Origin of the sequence: Pseudomonas sp. XK-1 (assembly GCF_038069885.1) — a bacterium.
In the GTDB taxonomy this organism is placed as follows: Bacteria; Pseudomonadota; Gammaproteobacteria; order Pseudomonadales; family Pseudomonadaceae; genus Aquipseudomonas.
Map to the genome: position 1 here is coordinate 115076 of NZ_JBBPES010000004.1, position 15017 is coordinate 130092.

At 63.5% G+C, this 15017-nt stretch carries 12 protein-coding genes and 2 tRNA genes; 5 read left to right on the plus strand and 9 right to left on the minus strand.

Annotated elements, in window-relative coordinates; translation table 11 throughout:
• From WMW70_RS11510 to WMW70_RS11520, 3 genes are all read right to left on the minus strand, one after another.
• Positions 1-726 carry an FKBP-type peptidyl-prolyl cis-trans isomerase gene (locus WMW70_RS11510; RefSeq protein ID WP_341437652.1) on the minus strand — a complete coding sequence of 242 codons (726 nt, stop codon included), beginning with the start codon at positions 724-726 and terminating at the stop codon, positions 1-3.
• A 187-nt stretch (positions 727-913) separates the two neighbouring features.
• A tRNA-Asp gene (locus WMW70_RS11515) sits at positions 914-990 on the minus strand.
• A 22-nt stretch (positions 991-1012) separates the two neighbouring features.
• A tRNA-Val gene (locus tag WMW70_RS11520) sits at positions 1013-1088 on the minus strand.
• A gap of 265 nt (positions 1089-1353) precedes the next feature.
• Between WMW70_RS11520 and rdgC the strand changes: the two genes are divergently transcribed.
• Together rdgC and sugE are read left to right on the plus strand one after the other, a co-directional pair.
• Entirely contained in the window at positions 1354-2274 is a 921-nt protein-coding gene (rdgC, locus tag WMW70_RS11525) for a recombination-associated protein RdgC (RefSeq protein WP_341437654.1), read from the plus strand.
• Between the two features lie 293 nt (positions 2275-2567).
• Complete coding sequence (gene sugE, locus WMW70_RS11530) at positions 2568-2882, plus strand: quaternary ammonium compound efflux SMR transporter SugE (RefSeq protein ID WP_341437655.1); 315 nt, start codon at positions 2568-2570, stop codon at positions 2880-2882.
• 193 nt (positions 2883-3075) lie between these two features.
• Here the strand turns inward: sugE and WMW70_RS11535 are convergent, their stop codons facing one another.
• The 5 genes from WMW70_RS11535 to WMW70_RS11555 all read right to left on the minus strand — a co-directional run bounded on the left by WMW70_RS11535 (position 3076) and on the right by WMW70_RS11555 (position 7616).
• Complete coding sequence (locus WMW70_RS11535; protein ID WP_341437656.1) at positions 3076-4950, minus strand: MFS transporter; 1875 nt, start codon at positions 4948-4950, stop codon at positions 3076-3078.
• Positions 4951-5066: 116 nt separating this feature from the next.
• Complete coding sequence (locus WMW70_RS11540; RefSeq protein ID WP_341437657.1) at positions 5067-5396, minus strand: AzlD domain-containing protein; 330 nt, start codon at positions 5394-5396, stop codon at positions 5067-5069.
• Complete coding sequence (locus tag WMW70_RS11545; protein WP_341437658.1) at positions 5393-6109, minus strand: AzlC family ABC transporter permease; 717 nt, start codon at positions 6107-6109, stop codon at positions 5393-5395. Before WMW70_RS11545 ends, WMW70_RS11540 begins: the two co-directional genes overlap by 4 nt.
• A gap of 91 nt (positions 6110-6200) precedes the next feature.
• A complete protein-coding gene (locus tag WMW70_RS11550) occupies positions 6201-7043 on the minus strand; it encodes a helix-turn-helix transcriptional regulator (RefSeq protein ID WP_341437659.1) in 843 nt (280 codons plus the stop codon).
• Positions 7044-7046: 3 nt separating this feature from the next.
• Complete coding sequence (locus WMW70_RS11555) at positions 7047-7616, minus strand: GNAT family N-acetyltransferase (RefSeq protein ID WP_341437660.1); 570 nt, start codon at positions 7614-7616, stop codon at positions 7047-7049.
• A gap of 238 nt (positions 7617-7854) precedes the next feature.
• Between WMW70_RS11555 and WMW70_RS11560 the strand changes: the two genes are divergently transcribed.
• Together WMW70_RS11560 and WMW70_RS11565 are read left to right on the plus strand one after the other, a co-directional pair.
• Positions 7855-11331 (plus strand): hybrid sensor histidine kinase/response regulator, encoded by a 3477-nt coding sequence (locus WMW70_RS11560; RefSeq protein WP_341437661.1) that lies wholly within the window; start codon positions 7855-7857, stop codon positions 11329-11331.
• A 199-nt stretch (positions 11332-11530) separates the two neighbouring features.
• Entirely contained in the window at positions 11531-12787 is a 1257-nt protein-coding gene (locus tag WMW70_RS11565; protein WP_341437662.1) for an MgtC/SapB family protein, read from the plus strand.
• Positions 12788-12885: 98 nt separating this feature from the next.
• Here the strand turns inward: WMW70_RS11565 and WMW70_RS11570 are convergent, their stop codons facing one another.
• Positions 12886-13740, minus strand: coding sequence for a MerR family transcriptional regulator (locus WMW70_RS11570; RefSeq protein ID WP_341437663.1), 855 nt, complete (start codon positions 13738-13740; stop codon positions 12886-12888).
• A 327-nt stretch (positions 13741-14067) separates the two neighbouring features.
• On the opposite strand from WMW70_RS11570, the gene WMW70_RS11575 reads away from it, so the two are divergent.
• Complete coding sequence (locus WMW70_RS11575) at positions 14068-15006, plus strand: alpha/beta fold hydrolase (protein ID WP_341437664.1); 939 nt, start codon at positions 14068-14070, stop codon at positions 15004-15006.
• The last annotated feature ends 11 nt before the right edge of the window (positions 15007-15017 follow it).

The following is a 15017-nucleotide window of genomic DNA, read 5'->3' on the forward strand; positions in this document are numbered from 1 at the left end:
TTACTCTTCGCTGGCAGCTTCGGCTTCGGCGTTAGCGTCCTTGATGGCGATCAGTTCCAGATCGAACACCAGCACCGAGTTGGCCGGAATGGCCGGCGTCGGGCTCTGCTCGCCATAGGCCAGCTCGCTCGGGATATACAACTTGTACTTCTCGCCAACGTGCATCAGCTGCAGGCCTTCAACCCAACCTGGGATCACGCCACCGACCGGCAGGTCGATGGGGCTGCCACGCTCGATGGAGCTGTCGAATACGCTGCCGTCGGTCAGCTTGCCTTCGTAGTGAACAGTTACCACGTCGGTGGCTTTCGGCTGGGCACCTTCGGCCTTCTTGACCACTTCGTACTGCAGGCCGGAAGCAGTGGTAACCACGCCTTCACGCTTGCCGTTGTCGTCGAGGAATTTCTTGCCGGCCTTGGCCGACTCTTCGTTCAGGGCGACCATGCGCTCTTCAGCACGCTTCTGCAGGAAAGCGAAGGCTTCGATCAGCTCTTCGTCCTTCAGGCGCTGTTCTTTCTTGCCGATGGCGTCTTCGATGCCTTGGGCAACGGCGTCGGAATCCAGGTCATCCATGCCTTCCTGAGCCAGGCTCTTGCCCATGTTCAGACCAATGCCGTAGGAGGCTTTCTGTGCTGGAGTTTCCAGAGTGATTTCGCTGGTTTGCGAATCGCAACCCGCGAGAACCAACCCTACCAGGGCGACCGCCGCCGCTAAACGATGCTGTTTCATGCTTGATCCTTGTTCGGTGCGCCCGAGGGCTATCGAGTGAAAGCGCGAGCTTAGCAGGCTGCCGCGATCACTGGCTACCGTGTTAGGAGACAGAAAATGCGTATAAGTTCAGATGTTTAGCGGAATTAAGCGAATGCTTTAAAGGGTCTTGCGAAGTGTCACTGGGGAGATGAAGCGAGGAGAAAAATGGCGCAGCGGACGGGACTCGAACCCGCGACCCCCGGCGTGACAGGCCGGTATTCTAACCGACTGAACTACCGCTGCGCGTAACTTCAAAAAGCGAGTTTGGTGGGTGATGACGGGATCGAACCGCCGACCCTCTGCTTGTAAGGCAGATGCTCTCCCAGCTGAGCTAATCACCCTTCACTCTCGAAGTGGGGCGCATTCTAGACAGCCACCCGCACCTTGGCAAGCCCTGATTTAAATATTTTTTATCGACATAGCAAAGGCTTAGCGCAGGGTTGGCCTAAACCGCCAAGGGGAGAATAATGCGCCCCCGAATGCAACTTGCAAGCCGCGCAGCGAGTCGCAACGATCTGCGCACCTGGATCTGGACTGGAACCAGGCCCTGACGGCTTATGCTGCCTGCCACTGCCGGCAGGCCTGTTAATGGAGAGTCACCCCCTTATGTGGTTTCGCAACCTGCTGGTTTATCGCCTTACCCAGGACATCCCGTTTGACGCCGAAGCGCTCGAAACGGCCCTCTCAGCCAAACCGGCCCGCTCGTGTGCCAGCCAGGAGCTCAGCACCTACGGTTTTATCGCCCCCTTTGGCAAGGGCGGCGACGCCCCTCTGGTGCATGTCAGTGGTGACTTCCTGCTGATTGCCGCGCGCAAGGAAGAACGCATCCTGCCGGGCAGCGTGGTGCGCGATGCGCTGAAGGACAAGGTCGACGAAATTGAAGCCGAGCAGATGCGCAAGGTCTACAAGAAGGAGCGCGACCAGCTCAAGGACGAGATCGTGCAGACCTTCCTGCCGCGCGCCTTTATTCGTAAATCCGCTACCTTCGCCGCCATCGCGCCGAAACAGGGCCTGATCCTGGTCGACTCGGCCAGCGCCAAGCGTGCCGAAGACCTGCTGTCGACTCTGCGCGAGGCCATCGGCTCGCTACCGGTGCGCCCGCTGACCGTGAAGATCGCCCCCAGCGCGACCCTCACCGACTGGGTCAAGACCCAGCAGGCAGCCGCCGACTTCCATGTACTGGACGAATGCGAACTGCGCGACACCCACGAAGATGGCGGCGTAGTGCGCTGCAAACGTCAGGACCTGACCAGCGATGAAATCCAGCTGCACATGACCTCCGGCAAGCAGGTCACCCAGCTGTCCCTGGCCTGGCAGGACAAGCTGTCCTTCGTGCTCGACGACAAGCTGGTGGTCAAGCGCCTGCGCTTCGAAGACCTGCTGCAGGATCAGGCCGAACAGGACGGCGGCGACGACGACCTCGGCCAGCAGGACGCCAGCTTCACCCTGATGATGCTGACCCTGGTGGACTTCCTCCCGGCGCTGTTCGAAGCCCTGGGCGGTGAAGAAATTCCCCAGGGGATCTAACAGGCCGTTGAAAAATGTAGGCGAGGCAGCCGAGACAAGGCAAAAACAGGCGAAAAAGCGGAGTTTACGTATTGTAAATGAGCATTTTGAGCCTGTTTTTAACGCAGTATCGGCAACGTAGGTAGTTTTTCAACGGCCTGCTAAGCCATTGCAAGGCCGCAGAGGAACCATTGATCCTCTGCGGCTTGCCCTGCCCCTGCCAATGTACAAAATACTGCACAGCGTGAGGACGACCTCACCACTGCGCGAGTGATCAATACGGGACGACCCCTCTAACTGTTTTGGAGGTTTGTATGTCCTGGTTCATTCTGCTGCTGGCCGGCCTGTTCGAAGTCGGTTGGGCTGTCGGCCTGAAATACACCGACGGTTTTACCCGCCCTCTCCCCACTCTACTGACCGTTGCGGCGATCATCGTCAGCCTGGCATTGCTCGGCCTGGCCATGAAGGAATTGCCCCTGGGCACCGCCTATGCAATCTGGACCGGTGTCGGTGCCGTCGGCACGGTGATTGCGGGGATCATGCTGTTTGGCGAGGCCATGACCCTGCTGCGCATCGCCAGCGTGGCGCTGATCGTCTGCGGGCTGGTCGGACTCAAGCTGAGTCACTAGTGTGCCGTCTCGCAATAACCCATGTTCAAGCAAAGGCGACTGACCAATGTAGGGTGCGCCGTGCGCACCACTGGCAAGCGGGAACGCTGGTGCGCGCGGCCTAGGCGGCCCCACGCTCCCTACGAACCGGAGTCATCGAACGAGTGCAATAACCAGGTTCTGTGGGAGGGGCTTTAGCCGCGACAACCCCGCATCAACGCCAATCCCCGCGCAGCGCCTCCACCTGGGCCTGCAATAGCTCGCGCTTGGCCAGCTCGGGCGCTACCGGCGTACCGGCTACCAAAGTGATGCGCGACCAAATGCGTTTGAACAAGCCCTTGCCCGGCGCACGGCTGAAGAAGCTGCCCCACAAGCCCTGCAGGGCCATGGGAATCACCGGCACCGGGTTTTCCTCGATGATCCGCTCGATGCCGTTCTTGAACTCGTTGAGCTCACCATCGCCGGTCAGCTTGCCTTCCGGGAAGATGCACACCACCTCGCCGTTACGCAGGTATTCGGCGATTTTCTTGAACGCCGCATCGTAGATCAGCAGGTCTTCGTTGCGCCCGGCAATTGGCACCGTGCCGGCGGTGCGGAAGATAAAGTTGAGCACCGGCAGGTTGTAGATCTTGTAGTACATGACAAAGCGCACCGGCCGGCGCACCGCACCGCCGATCAGCAGCGCATCGACAAAGGACACGTGGTTGCACACCAGCACCGCCGCGCCCTCATCGGGAATCGCCTCCAGCCCCTTGTGCTCGACCCGGTACATCGAGTGGCTGAGCAGCCAGATCAGAAAACGCATGCTGAATTCGGGGACGATCTTGAAGATGTAGCTGTTGACCGCGATGTTCATCAGCGAAATGGTCAGAAACAGCTGCGGAATCGACAGCTCGGCCACCGTCAGAAACAGGATCGAGGCAATAGCCGAAATCACCATAAACAGGGCATTGAGGATGTTGTTGGCGGCGATTACCCGTGCCCGCTCGTGCTCCACGGTGCGCGACTGGATCAGCGCGTACAGCGGCACGATATAGAAGCCGCCGAACAGGCCGATGCCCAGAATCGAACCGAGAATCCACCAGGCCTGACCGTAACTCAGCACCGCCTGCCAGTCATGGGCCAGTTCGGCCTGGGGGAAGCCGCCGGAATGCCACCACAGCAGCATGCCGAACAGGGTCAGGCCGATGGAGCCGAACGGTACCAGGCCGATTTCCACCTTGTGCCCGCTCATGCGCTCGCAGAGCATCGAGCCCAGGCCTATGCCCAGTGAGAACACGGTGAGAATCAGGGTCACCACGCTCTCGTCGCCGTACAGCCACTCCTTGGCATAGGCTGGAATCTGCGTCAGGTACACCGCACCGAGAAACCAGAACCAGGAATTGCCGATCAGTGAGCGCGACACCGCCGGGCGCTGGCCCAGGCCGAGCTTCATGATCAGCCAGGACTGACGCAGGATATTCCAGTCCAGCCGGAGTTCGGGCATCGCCGCATGGGCGCTGGGAATGGCGCGACTGGCCAGATAACCGAGCACCGCCACCGTCACCACCGACGCCGCGACGATGCTGGCGTAGCCCGTACTGGCCATGATGATGCCAGCGCCAATGGTGCCGGCGAGAATGGCCAGGAAGGTGCCCATTTCCACCAGGGCATTGCCGCCGACCAGTTCTTCCTCGCGCAGATGCTGGGGCAGGATCGAGTACTTCACCGGGCCGAACAGCGCCGACTGGGTGCCCATGGCGAACAGCACCGCCAGCATCAGCGGCAGGCTGCCCAATAGCACCCCGGTCGCGCCCAGCAGCATGATGACGATCTCGGCCAGCTTGATCTTGCGGATCAGCGCGTCCTTGGGAAACTTCTCGCCGAACTGGCCGCCCAGGGCAGAAAACAGGAAAAACGGCAGGATAAACAGCAGCGCACAAAGATTGACCAAGAGGCTCTTGTCGGCATCGGCGCTGATCTTGAAGAGAATCGCCAGAATCAGCGACTGCTTGAAGATATTGTCATTGAAGGCACCCAGCAGCTGGGTGAGGAAAAATGGCAGGAAGCGCTTCTTACCCAGCAACGCGAATTGGGATTGTTCGGTCATCGTCCGTGTACCTGTATGCAGTGGCCAAGCGGGTCGTCCAGCATTTGACTGCAAGAGCACCCCGCAAAGCCACAACAAAGCCGGCTTTTTACTGCAAAGCCGGCGATATATCGCAGTTAAAGCGGCAACTGACCGAGCCACCAACGCAATAGAAAGAACACCAGCAAGCCGCCGCCGATGGTGGCCAGCAGGTGTCGGGTGAGCGCGGCGATGGCGATACACGCCAGCCCTGCCAGCAGGTAGGCATTGTCCAGGGCCAGGGCCCACTGCTGGCCATCGGGCAGCAGCATGCCCGGCACCACAATGGCCGTCAGCACCGCGGTGGGCACATAGTGCAGGCCCTGGCGCACCAGGGGCGGAAAACGCAGATCGGGAAAGGCGAACAGGCTGTAGCGGATCACAAAGGTAATCAGCGCCATGCCGAGAATCAGCAGCCAGATGCTCATCGCACGCCCTCCTCGACCGTCGCCGGCGACTCGCGCCGCTCCAGCGCCACACCGATGGCGATCCCGCTCAAGGCCGCGGCCATTAGCCCCAGCTTGTACGGCCAGGCATGGCAGAGCAACGCCACCGCTGCGGCCACCAGGGCGGCGGCAATCTGCGGCTGACTGCGCAGCGCCGGCACGACGATACCGATAAAGGTCGCCAGCATGGCGAAATCCAGGCCCCAGCCCGCCAGATTGGGCACGCTGTGACCGAACAGCGCACCCACCAACGAGCTGGATATCCAGGACAGGTACAGCGCCAGAGCCACCCCGGCGTGGTACCACTGGCCATGCTCAGTCATGCCGCGGGACAGGTAGCGGCGCTGCACCACGGCAAAGGTTTCGTCGGTTAGACCGAACGCCAACGGCACCCGCCAGGCTTGCCCCAGCTGCCCGACATAGGGCTGTAGGGCCGCGCTGTAGAGCACGTGGCGCAGATTGACGACCAGAGTGGTGAGCAGTATCACCACCATGCCACTGCCCAGGCTGAGCAGGCTGATGGCAATAAACTGCGCCGAACCGGCATACACCAGCAGCGACATGCCCAGCGCCTGCCACAGACTCAGACCGGCCAGGCTGGCCAGCGCGCCGTAGATCAGACCGAAAGGCAGGATGCCGACTATCATCGGGACGGAGTCCCGGCAGCCATAGATGAAATTACGCGAACGGCTCATGGCGAATCCTCCAGACCGCCAAGCCTGCCCGATACCCTGTGCGCCGTCTTGAACAATCTTGCGCAATGCCGCGCAGCGTTCGCAGCAAACCCTAGGTCGTCACGCTGCAGGCCTTACGGTATTCACCCGGGGCGACCCCATAGGCCTGCTTGAACTGCCGGCTCAGATGACTCTGGTCGGCGTAGCCCAGCTGCAGGGCTACGTTCAGGGGTGTGCAGCCGCTTTTCAGCAGGCCCCGCGCCTGCTCCAGCCGCCGCTGTTTGAGCCAGGCATGGGGCGGCAGGCCAGTGGCGCGGCGAAATACCCGGGCGAAATGGAAAGGCGACAGATTGACCGCGGCCGCCAGCTGCTCCAGCGATGGCGGTTCGCACAGCTGACTGGCCAATAGTTCCTTGCCCAGCGCCACGGCACGCGGTTCCTGAGCGACGCCACCCGGTGACGGCAGGCGTGCATAGCGCTGCAGCAACTCGAGCATCACTTCACGCCAGAGGGTCTGGCGCTGCAGGGCGCAGGCCTGCGGGTCCTCCAGCAGCCGGTGCAGCGCACTCAAACGCGCCGCCAGAGCCGGGTCCTGATGCACGGTATCGTGGAACATGGGCGGCACGGCATGGGGCAAATCGAGTTCGGCCAACAGCGTCTCGAGCGTGCCGGGCGGCGGGTAGAACACCCGGTACTGCCAGCCCTGCTCGACGCCCTTGGAACCGGTGTGTACTTCATCCGGATTGAGCAGGGCGATGCTGCCAGCACCCGCCAGGTGCTCAACGCCGCGATAGCGATAACGTTCGGCACCGGCTTCAAGCACGGCGATCACATGACCGTCATGCACATGCGGGGCGAAACGGTGCTCGATAAAGCGCGCGGACAACAGCTCCAGGCCGTGCAAATCCTCACTGGTGCTGAAGCGTGCGCGCTCCTCTCCCGTCAGCGGCTGCATAGGTCAACCGCTGAAGCGCGCCTCCAGCTGCAGCTTGATCGCCGGCCAGTCATGGTCGGTGATGCTGTACAGCACGCTGTCATCCAGACGCCCGTCGGCCAGGCGCCGGTGATTGCGCAGCTGCCCCTCGCGCACGGCTCCGAGTTTTTCGATGGCGCGTTGCGAGCGCAGGTTGCTGGCCGCGGTTTTCAGTTGCACGCGCACCAGACCCCAGTGCTCGAAGGCATGTTTGAGCATCAGGTATTTCACCGTGGTATTCAGCCCGGTGCCATGCTGGCCGCGGTCGAGCCAGGTCCAGCCGATCTCGGCGGCGGGCAGCGTGCTCATAAAGTCGCCGAAACGGGTGGTACCTACCAGCTGATCGCCCAGGCGAATGACAAAGGGCAAGGCCTTGCCTTCGCGCTGCTCGAGCAGGCCCTGACGATACCAGTCAAGGCGCTGGGTGCCGCTCATATGCACCAGCTCCTGGCGATTGGCTTCGGCCAGGCTGATCAGGGCGGGAATATCGGCATCGACCATCGGTTCGATGCGCAACGCGCCACGTTGCAGGGTGATCAATTGCGGCTTGAACATAGGGTCCCTCCTCGAACAGAGTCGCAGGCTCGCCACGCTAACAGGGCTGGCCCGCGTGCACAATCCACAACAGTTTTACCCAAAGTTCATACCCCAAGCATTTGCGACCTTGGTCGCGCCTGACGGCATGGCGGTTTGCTGCGACACTGTGAACATTCATAGGCAATATTGCCTGCTCAGCAGTGGCTCGCCCTGCTATGACACGGAACGCCTCATTTAGTTTGCCAGTGGAGTAAGCATGACCCTGTCCAGCGGGCTCATCGCCGCGGTTGCGCTGATTTACATGGCCATCCTCTTCGCCATCGCCTTCTATGGCGACCGCCGCGCCACGCCCATGCCGCCCAAGGTACGCGCCTGGGTCTACTCGCTGTCCCTGGCGGTGTACTGCACCAGCTGGACCTTCTTCGGTGCGGTCGGCCAGGCCGCCGAGCAGCTCTGGTCGTTTCTGCCGATCTACCTCGGGCCGATCATCATCCTGGTGTTCGCACCCTGGGTGCTGCAGAAGATGGTGATGATCAGCAAGCAGGAAAACATCACCTCGATTGCCGACTTTATCGCCGCCCGCTATGGCAAGTCCCAGTCCCTGGCGATAGTGGTGGCGCTGATCTGCCTGGTCGGCGTGCTGCCCTATATCGCCCTGCAGCTCAAGGGCATCGTACTTGGGGTCAACCTGCTGATAGGGGCAGGCGCTGGGGCCAGCGGCACCAGCGCCCAGGACACCGCCTTGATCGTGTCCCTGGCGCTGGCACTGTTCACAATATTGTTCGGCACGCGCAATCTGGATGTCACCGAGCACCACCGCGGGATGGTCCTGGCGATTGCCTTCGAGTCTCTGGTCAAGCTGCTGGCCTTCCTCGCCGTCGGCACGTTCGTTACCTTCGGCCTGTACAACGGCTTCGCCGATTTGTTCAGCCAGGCCCAGCGTAGTCCGGCACTGGACGACTTCTGGGCGGAAACGGTGAACTGGCCGGCAATGATGACCCAGACCGGCCTGGCGATGATCGCCATCATCTGCCTGCCGCGGCAGTTCCACGTCACCGTGGTGGAAAATATCGAACCCAAGGACCTGCGCCTGGCGCGCTGGGTATTCCCCGCCTATCTGGTGCTGGCCGCGCTGTTTGTGGTGCCCATCGCCCTGGCCGGGCAGATGCTGTTGCCGACGGGCGTCACCCCGGATTCCTTCGTGATCAGCCTGCCGCTGGCCGAAGCCCATCCGGCCCTGGCCCTGCTGGCCTTTATCGGCGGCGCGTCGGCGGCCACTGGCATGGTGATTGTCGCCTCGGTGGCCCTGTCGACCATGATCTCCAACGACATGCTGATGCCCTGGCTGCTGCGCCGGAAAAACACCGAGCGGCCGTACGAAGCCTTCCGCCACTGGATGCTCAGCGCCCGGCGGATCAGCATCGTGGCGATACTGCTGCTGGCCTATGTGTGCTATCGCCTGCTCGGCTCCAACGCCAGCCTGGCCACCATTGGCCAGGTCTCCTTCGCCGCCATCGGCCAACTGGCCCCGGCGATGTTCGGCGCGCTGGTATGGAAGCAGGCCAACCGCCAGGGCGTATTTGCCGGGCTGATCTTCGGCGCACTGATCTGGTTCTACACCCTGGTGCTGCCGCTGGTAGCCCGCGGCCTGGGCTGGCCACTGGAGAACTTCCCCGGCTTGCAGGCCCTGCTGTACGCCCCTCTGGGCTTTCAGGTCGAGGCCCTGACCCGCGGCGTGGCGCTGTCGCTGGCGGGCAACTTCCTGCTGTTTGCCTGGGTCTCGTACTTTTCCCGCGCACGGGTCGCCGAGCACTGGCAGGCCGGACGCTTTATCGGCCACGACCTGGGCACCAAACCGAGCAACCGCAGCATGCTGGCGGTGCAGGTCGGCGACCTGTTGCTGCTGGCCAACCGCTTTGTCGGTGAAGACCGCGCGCGCCAGAGCTTTATGCGTTTCGCCTTCCGCCAGGGCAAGGCCTTCGACCCCAACCAGACCGCCAACAGCGACTGGATCGCCCACACCGAGCGCCTGCTGGCCGGGGTACTGGGTGCCTCCAGCACCCGCGCGGTGGTCAAGGCCGCCATCGAAGGCCGCGAGATGCAGGTCGAGGACGTGGTGCGCATCGTCGACGAAGCCTCGGAAGTGCTGCAGTTCAACCGCGCCCTGCTGCAAGGGGCAATCGAGAACATCACCCAGGGCATCAGCGTGGTCGACCAGTCGCTGCGCCTGGTGGCCTGGAACCACCGTTATATAGAGTTGTTCAACTACCCCGAAGGCCAGGTCTACGTCGGCCGGCCGGTGGCCGAGCTGATCCGCTTCAACGCCGAACGCGGCCTGCTCGGCCCCGGTAACATCGAGGAACACGTCAACAAGCGCCTGTACTGGATGCGCCAGGGCACCGCGCACACCTCCGAGCGGCTGTTCCCCAACGGACGGGTGATCGAGCTGATCGGCAACCCGATGCCCGGCGGCGGTTTCGTCATGAGCTTTACCGACATTACCGAGTTCCGCGAGGCCGAACGCGCCCTCAAGGAAGCCAACGAAGGCCTGGAACAGCGGGTCGCCGCACGCACCCATGAGCTGTCGCAACTGAATCAGGCGCTGACCGAGGCCAAGGGCGTGGCCGAGGCCGCCAACCAGTCGAAAACCCGCTTTCTCGCCGCCGTCAGCCACGACCTGATGCAACCCCTGAACGCCGCCCGGCTGTTCTCCGCCGCCCTCTCCCACCAGGAGGAGGCGCTGCCGCGCGAGGCCCGGGAGCTGGTACGCCATCTGGACAGTTCGCTGCGTTCGGCGGAAGACCTGATCAGCGATCTGCTGGACATCTCGCGCCTGGAGAACGGCCGCATCACCCCGGATCGCAACGCCTTCGTGCTGAACAACCTGTTCGATATCCTGGGTGCCGAATTCAAGGCGCTGGCGGCCGAACAGGGCGTGGACTTCCGTCTGCGCGGCAGCCGCCTGCGGGTCGACAGCGACATCAAACTGTTGCGTCGGGTGCTGCAGAACTTCCTTACCAACGCCTTCCGTTACGCCAAGGGCCACGTGCTGCTCGGCGTACGCCGCCAGGGCCAGCACCTGCGCCTGGAAGTCTGGGACCGCGGACCGGGCATCCCGGAAGACAAGCGCAAGGTGATATTCGAGGAGTTCAAACGCCTGGACAGCCACCAGACCCGCGCCGAAAAGGGCCTGGGCCTGGGCCTGGCAATTGCCGATGGTCTCTGCCGGGTCCTCGACCACAAGCTGGAAGTGCACTCATGGCCCGGCAAGGGCAGCGTGTTCAGCGTTACCGTACCCCTGGCCCTGAGCCCTGCGCCCAAGGCAGCGCTGCCGGTACAGGAAATCAACGGCCAGGCCCTGAGCGGAGCCCAGGTGCTGTGCATCGACAACGAGGACAGCATCCTTACCGGCATGCACAGCCTGCTGTCGCGCTGGGGTTGCCAGGTATGGACGGCGCGCAACCGCCTGGAGTGCGAGCACCTGCTCAACGAGGATGTGCGCCCGCAGCTTGCCCTGGTGGATTACCACCTGGACGAAGGCGAAACCGGCACCGAGCTGATGGCCTGGCTGCGCACCCGCCTGGGCGAACCGGTGCCCGGCGTGGTGATCAGCGCCGATGGCCGCCCCGAGCTGATCGCCCAGGTGCACGCCGCCGGCCTCGACTTCCTGGCCAAGCCGGTCAAACCAGCCGCCCTGCGCGCCCTGCTTAGCCGCCATCTGACGTTGCGCTAGGTCGCATGCTCCCGTAGGGCGGTCTGGCAACTGGATGCCTGGTGCGCGCGGCGCACCCTGCGGGCGACACCCGGCAAGTGTGGGAGGGGCTTTAGCCGCGACTGCCAGTGGTCACGACGCGCGCCCCTGACCTGGGGCAATGCGCCGCGTTCGCCCACTGATCTAGACTACTCACAACCCGCCCCGCCAAGGATGTGCCATGCCCGAAGCCCTCGACACCCTGCTGAACTTTGCCAGCGCCCTGGCCGCCGGCCTGCTGATCGGCATCGAGCGCGGCTGGCAGGGGCGCAATATCGAGGACAACCGCCTGGTCGCCGGCATTCGCACCTTTGCCCTGAGCAGCTTGCTCGGGGCCTTTGCCATGCTGCTCAGCGAAAAGTTCGGGGGAACGGCCTGGGCGGTGATCTTTATCGGTTTTGCCGCCCTGGTGGTGGCCTCCTACTTTGGCGAGTTGCAGCGCACCGGGGATATGGGCCTGACCAGCGAGGTGGCGCTATTGCTCACCTTCCTGCTCGGCAGCCTGGCCATGGCCGGGCATGCCCCGCTGGCCGCCGCCGGGGCCGTGGCGGTGGCCCTGCTGCTGAGCCTCAAGCGCGTGCTGCACAGTGCCCTGCAGCGCCTTAGTGAAGACGAGCTGTCCGGCACCCTCAAGCTGCTGTTTATCTCCCTGGTGCTGCTGCCGGCGCTGCCCAATCAGGGTTACGGCCCCTGGCAGGCCTTCAACCCCTACGTCATCTGGTGGATGGTGGTGCTGATCGCCGCCATCGGTTTTGCCGCCTATGTGGCGATTCGTCTGGTCGGCACCCGCCATGGCCTGCTGATCACCGCCCTGCTCGGCGGCATCGTCTCCTCCACTGCCATGACAGTAACCCTCGCCCGCCTGGGCCGCGGCCGCAACCTGCAGGCCATCCTCGCCTGCGGCCTGCTGGCCACCTCGGCCTTGATGTTTCCCCGGGTCTTGCTGGAGGCCGGCCTGGTCAATCGTGCCCTGCTGCCGGCGCTGTTCTGGCCACTGAGCGTGGCCGCCCTGATCTACACCGGCGGTGCCCTGCTGTATTACCGCCAGGCCGGCAGCGAGAGCGAAAAAAGCCCCGAAGCGCCCCTGAAAAACCCCTTCGAACTGGGCCCGGCGCTGCGCTTCGCCGCATTGCTGGCGTTGATCCTGCTGCTCATCGAAGCAGCGCAGCGCTGGCTGGGAGATGCCGGCGTGTACCTGGTGGCGCTGGTCTCCGGGCTGGCCGATGTGGATGCCATCACCCTGTCCCTGGCGCGCAGTTCGCACACCGAACTGGACAACCAGGTGGCTGTACAGGGGATCCTGCTCGCGGCCCTGAGCAATAGCCTGGTCAAAGCCTTTCTGGTGGCCCTGATCGGCGGCCGCCAACTGGCGCTGCTGACCCTGCCGGTGATGGCCGCAGGGCTGCTGGCAGGGGCCCTGGTACTACTGCTGACCTAAGAGGGTGTTTACAAAAGTAGCGAGCGATGGCCAGGCAAGGCGAAATCAGCCGAAAAAGCGGAGTGTACGAGTAGTACATGAGCACTTTTCGGTTGATTTCAACGCAGCATGGCCGAGCGCAGTAATTTGTAAACACCCTCTGAGGAAGGCTGCAGAAACCCCTGCAGCAACTGGTGCACCCGCTCGCTCAACTCGCGATTGGCCGCCTCGGGCAGGCCCCGAGCCAGCTCGGCATTGACCACCTGCTCCACCAGCGGGCGCAGTTGCAGCAACTGCAGGTTCAGGCGCTCCAGCTCCTCGGCATGGGGTAGCTCGCGCTGCAGCAGCGGGTTGACCAGTTGTTTGACGATCATCTGCACGATGCCGGTCGCCACCTGCTGCACATGGCCACGGATCGCCGTCAGCTCGTCGAGCAGGGCCGGCAGGGGAATGCCCGCACGGTACAACTCGACCCCGGCGGCAAACAGCCTGGGGCTGGGCACCCGCAGGTGGTCGCCGGCTAATTCCAGCAGGCCCAGGGCCTGGGCCTGCTCGATCACCCGATCATCCAGCTGATCGCCGAACAGCGCCTGCAATTCGCCGAACTGCAGGGTGCCGGCCTGCTCCGGCTCGTCGGCACCGCGAATGGCCTGCTCCAGGCCCAGCACATGGGCCAGGTCGCGGCCCTGAGCCCAGGCGTCGAACAGCTCGCGGATGCTGGCAATGCTGTAGCCACGCTCAAGCAACTGGCCGACCAGCTGCAGCCGTGCCAGGTGCTCGCCGCTGTAGATGCCCAAACGCCCACGGCGCTCAGGGGGCGGCAGCAGGCCCTGATCCTGATAGGCGCGCACATTGCGCACCGTGGTCTGCGCCGCGCGGGCCAGTTCATCGACCCGGTATTCGGCGGCAACGGCACTCGCCAGGGGCGCGGCGCGGCCCAACAGACGCTGGAGAAAAGCGGAGGCTGTGTTCATGGTCGCGATCATAGTCGCCTCCCGGCAATGGCAACAACAGCCCCAACCAAGGGCTGGACTTTGCCTGCCCGGCATCGCCACGAGCCCCGCAAAACCAGGGCAAAGCCCTGCTGCAGAGCGCTTTTCGGTCTGCCAGTAACACCGTAACAGAGCCTGTGCTGAGGTGGCCGGATGGCTAGGCAGATGCGCTCCGCGCGTCCAACAATAACCGTGACATCAAATGATGTAACAGTCAGCCATGACCATCCGGAGACGCTACATGCCCATCAACCTCGCCTTTATCATCCAGCGCCATGGGCAATTGCTCGCACTGCCTCGGGTATTCGCATGAACACACCAGCAGTGCTGCCGAACGATGGGCTGCAAGCCAGGCAGCTGTGGGTGCAGGGCGACGGCGTCGAGCTGGCGGTGTACCGCTGGGGCCAGGCGACGGGGCCGATCCTGCTGCTGGTCCACGGCTACCCGGACAGCCACGAAATCTGGCTGCCGCTGGTACGCGAACTGGCCGCCGACTACCAGATCATCGCCTACGACGTACGCGGCTTCGGTGCCTCGGATATCCCGCACAAGCGCCTGGACTATCACCTGGAGAAACTGGCCAACGACCTGGAAGCGGTGCTCAAGGCCACCAGCCCCGAGCAGCCGGTCCACCTGCTGGCCCACGACTGGGGCTCGATCCAGGCCTGGGAGGCGGTCACCGAGCCGCGCATCCAGCCGCTGCTGGCCTCCTACACCAGCCTTTCCGGCCCCTGCCTGGACCATGTCGGCCACTGGATGCGCGACCGCATCAGGCAGAAACACCCGCGTGCCTGGGCCCAGGTCGCCGGGCAGCTGCTGAGTTCCTGGTATATCGCCCTGTTCCATACCCCGCTGCTGCCGGAGCTGACCTGGCGGCTGGGGCTGGCCAAGGCCTGGCCGCAGCTGCTGTACAAGGTCGAAGGCCTGCGCAACGTGGCGATCAGCACCAGCCAGCGCGCCGATGGCATCCACGGGGTCAAGCTGTACCGCGCCAACTTTATCCGCAGCCTGTTCAGGCCACGCCAGCGCTACACCCAGGTGCCGGTGCAGCTGATCGTGCCGACCCGCGACCGCTTCGTGCGCCCGCAGCTGTTCGACCAGCTGCAGCATTGGGCACCCAGGCTACAGCGGCGCGAAGTAAATGCAGGGCATTGGCAGCTGCTGGCCGAACCGCAGCAGCTGGCCGCCTGGATGCGCGAGTTCACCGTCCATATCGAGAGCAGCGCCCCCGCCGCTACACATTCCTGACGGCGTTCCAC

Excerpts from the sequence above, each read along its gene's own strand:
- WMW70_RS11510 (WP_341437652.1), bottom strand. The coding sequence starts at position 726 with ATGAAACAGCATCGTTTAGCGGCGGCGGTCGCCCTGGTAGGGTTGGTT.
- rdgC (WP_341437654.1), top strand. The coding sequence starts at position 1,354 with ATGTGGTTTCGCAACCTGCTGGTTTATCGCCTTACCCAGGACATCCCG.
- sugE (WP_341437655.1), top strand. The coding sequence starts at position 2,568 with ATGTCCTGGTTCATTCTGCTGCTGGCCGGCCTGTTCGAAGTCGGTTGG.
- WMW70_RS11535 (WP_341437656.1), bottom strand. The coding sequence starts at position 4,950 with ATGACCGAACAATCCCAATTCGCGTTGCTGGGTAAGAAGCGCTTCCTG.
- WMW70_RS11540 (WP_341437657.1), bottom strand. The coding sequence starts at position 5,396 with ATGAGCATCTGGCTGCTGATTCTCGGCATGGCGCTGATTACCTTTGTG.
- WMW70_RS11545 (WP_341437658.1), bottom strand. The coding sequence starts at position 6,109 with ATGAGCCGTTCGCGTAATTTCATCTATGGCTGCCGGGACTCCGTCCCG.
- WMW70_RS11550 (WP_341437659.1), bottom strand. The coding sequence starts at position 7,043 with ATGCAGCCGCTGACGGGAGAGGAGCGCGCACGCTTCAGCACCAGTGAG.
- WMW70_RS11555 (WP_341437660.1), bottom strand. The coding sequence starts at position 7,616 with ATGTTCAAGCCGCAATTGATCACCCTGCAACGTGGCGCGTTGCGCATC.
- WMW70_RS11560 (WP_341437661.1), top strand. The coding sequence starts at position 7,855 with ATGACCCTGTCCAGCGGGCTCATCGCCGCGGTTGCGCTGATTTACATG.
- WMW70_RS11565 (WP_341437662.1), top strand. The coding sequence starts at position 11,531 with ATGCCCGAAGCCCTCGACACCCTGCTGAACTTTGCCAGCGCCCTGGCC.
- WMW70_RS11570 (WP_341437663.1), bottom strand. The coding sequence starts at position 13,740 with ATGAACACAGCCTCCGCTTTTCTCCAGCGTCTGTTGGGCCGCGCCGCG.
- WMW70_RS11575 (WP_341437664.1), top strand. The coding sequence starts at position 14,068 with ATGAACACACCAGCAGTGCTGCCGAACGATGGGCTGCAAGCCAGGCAG.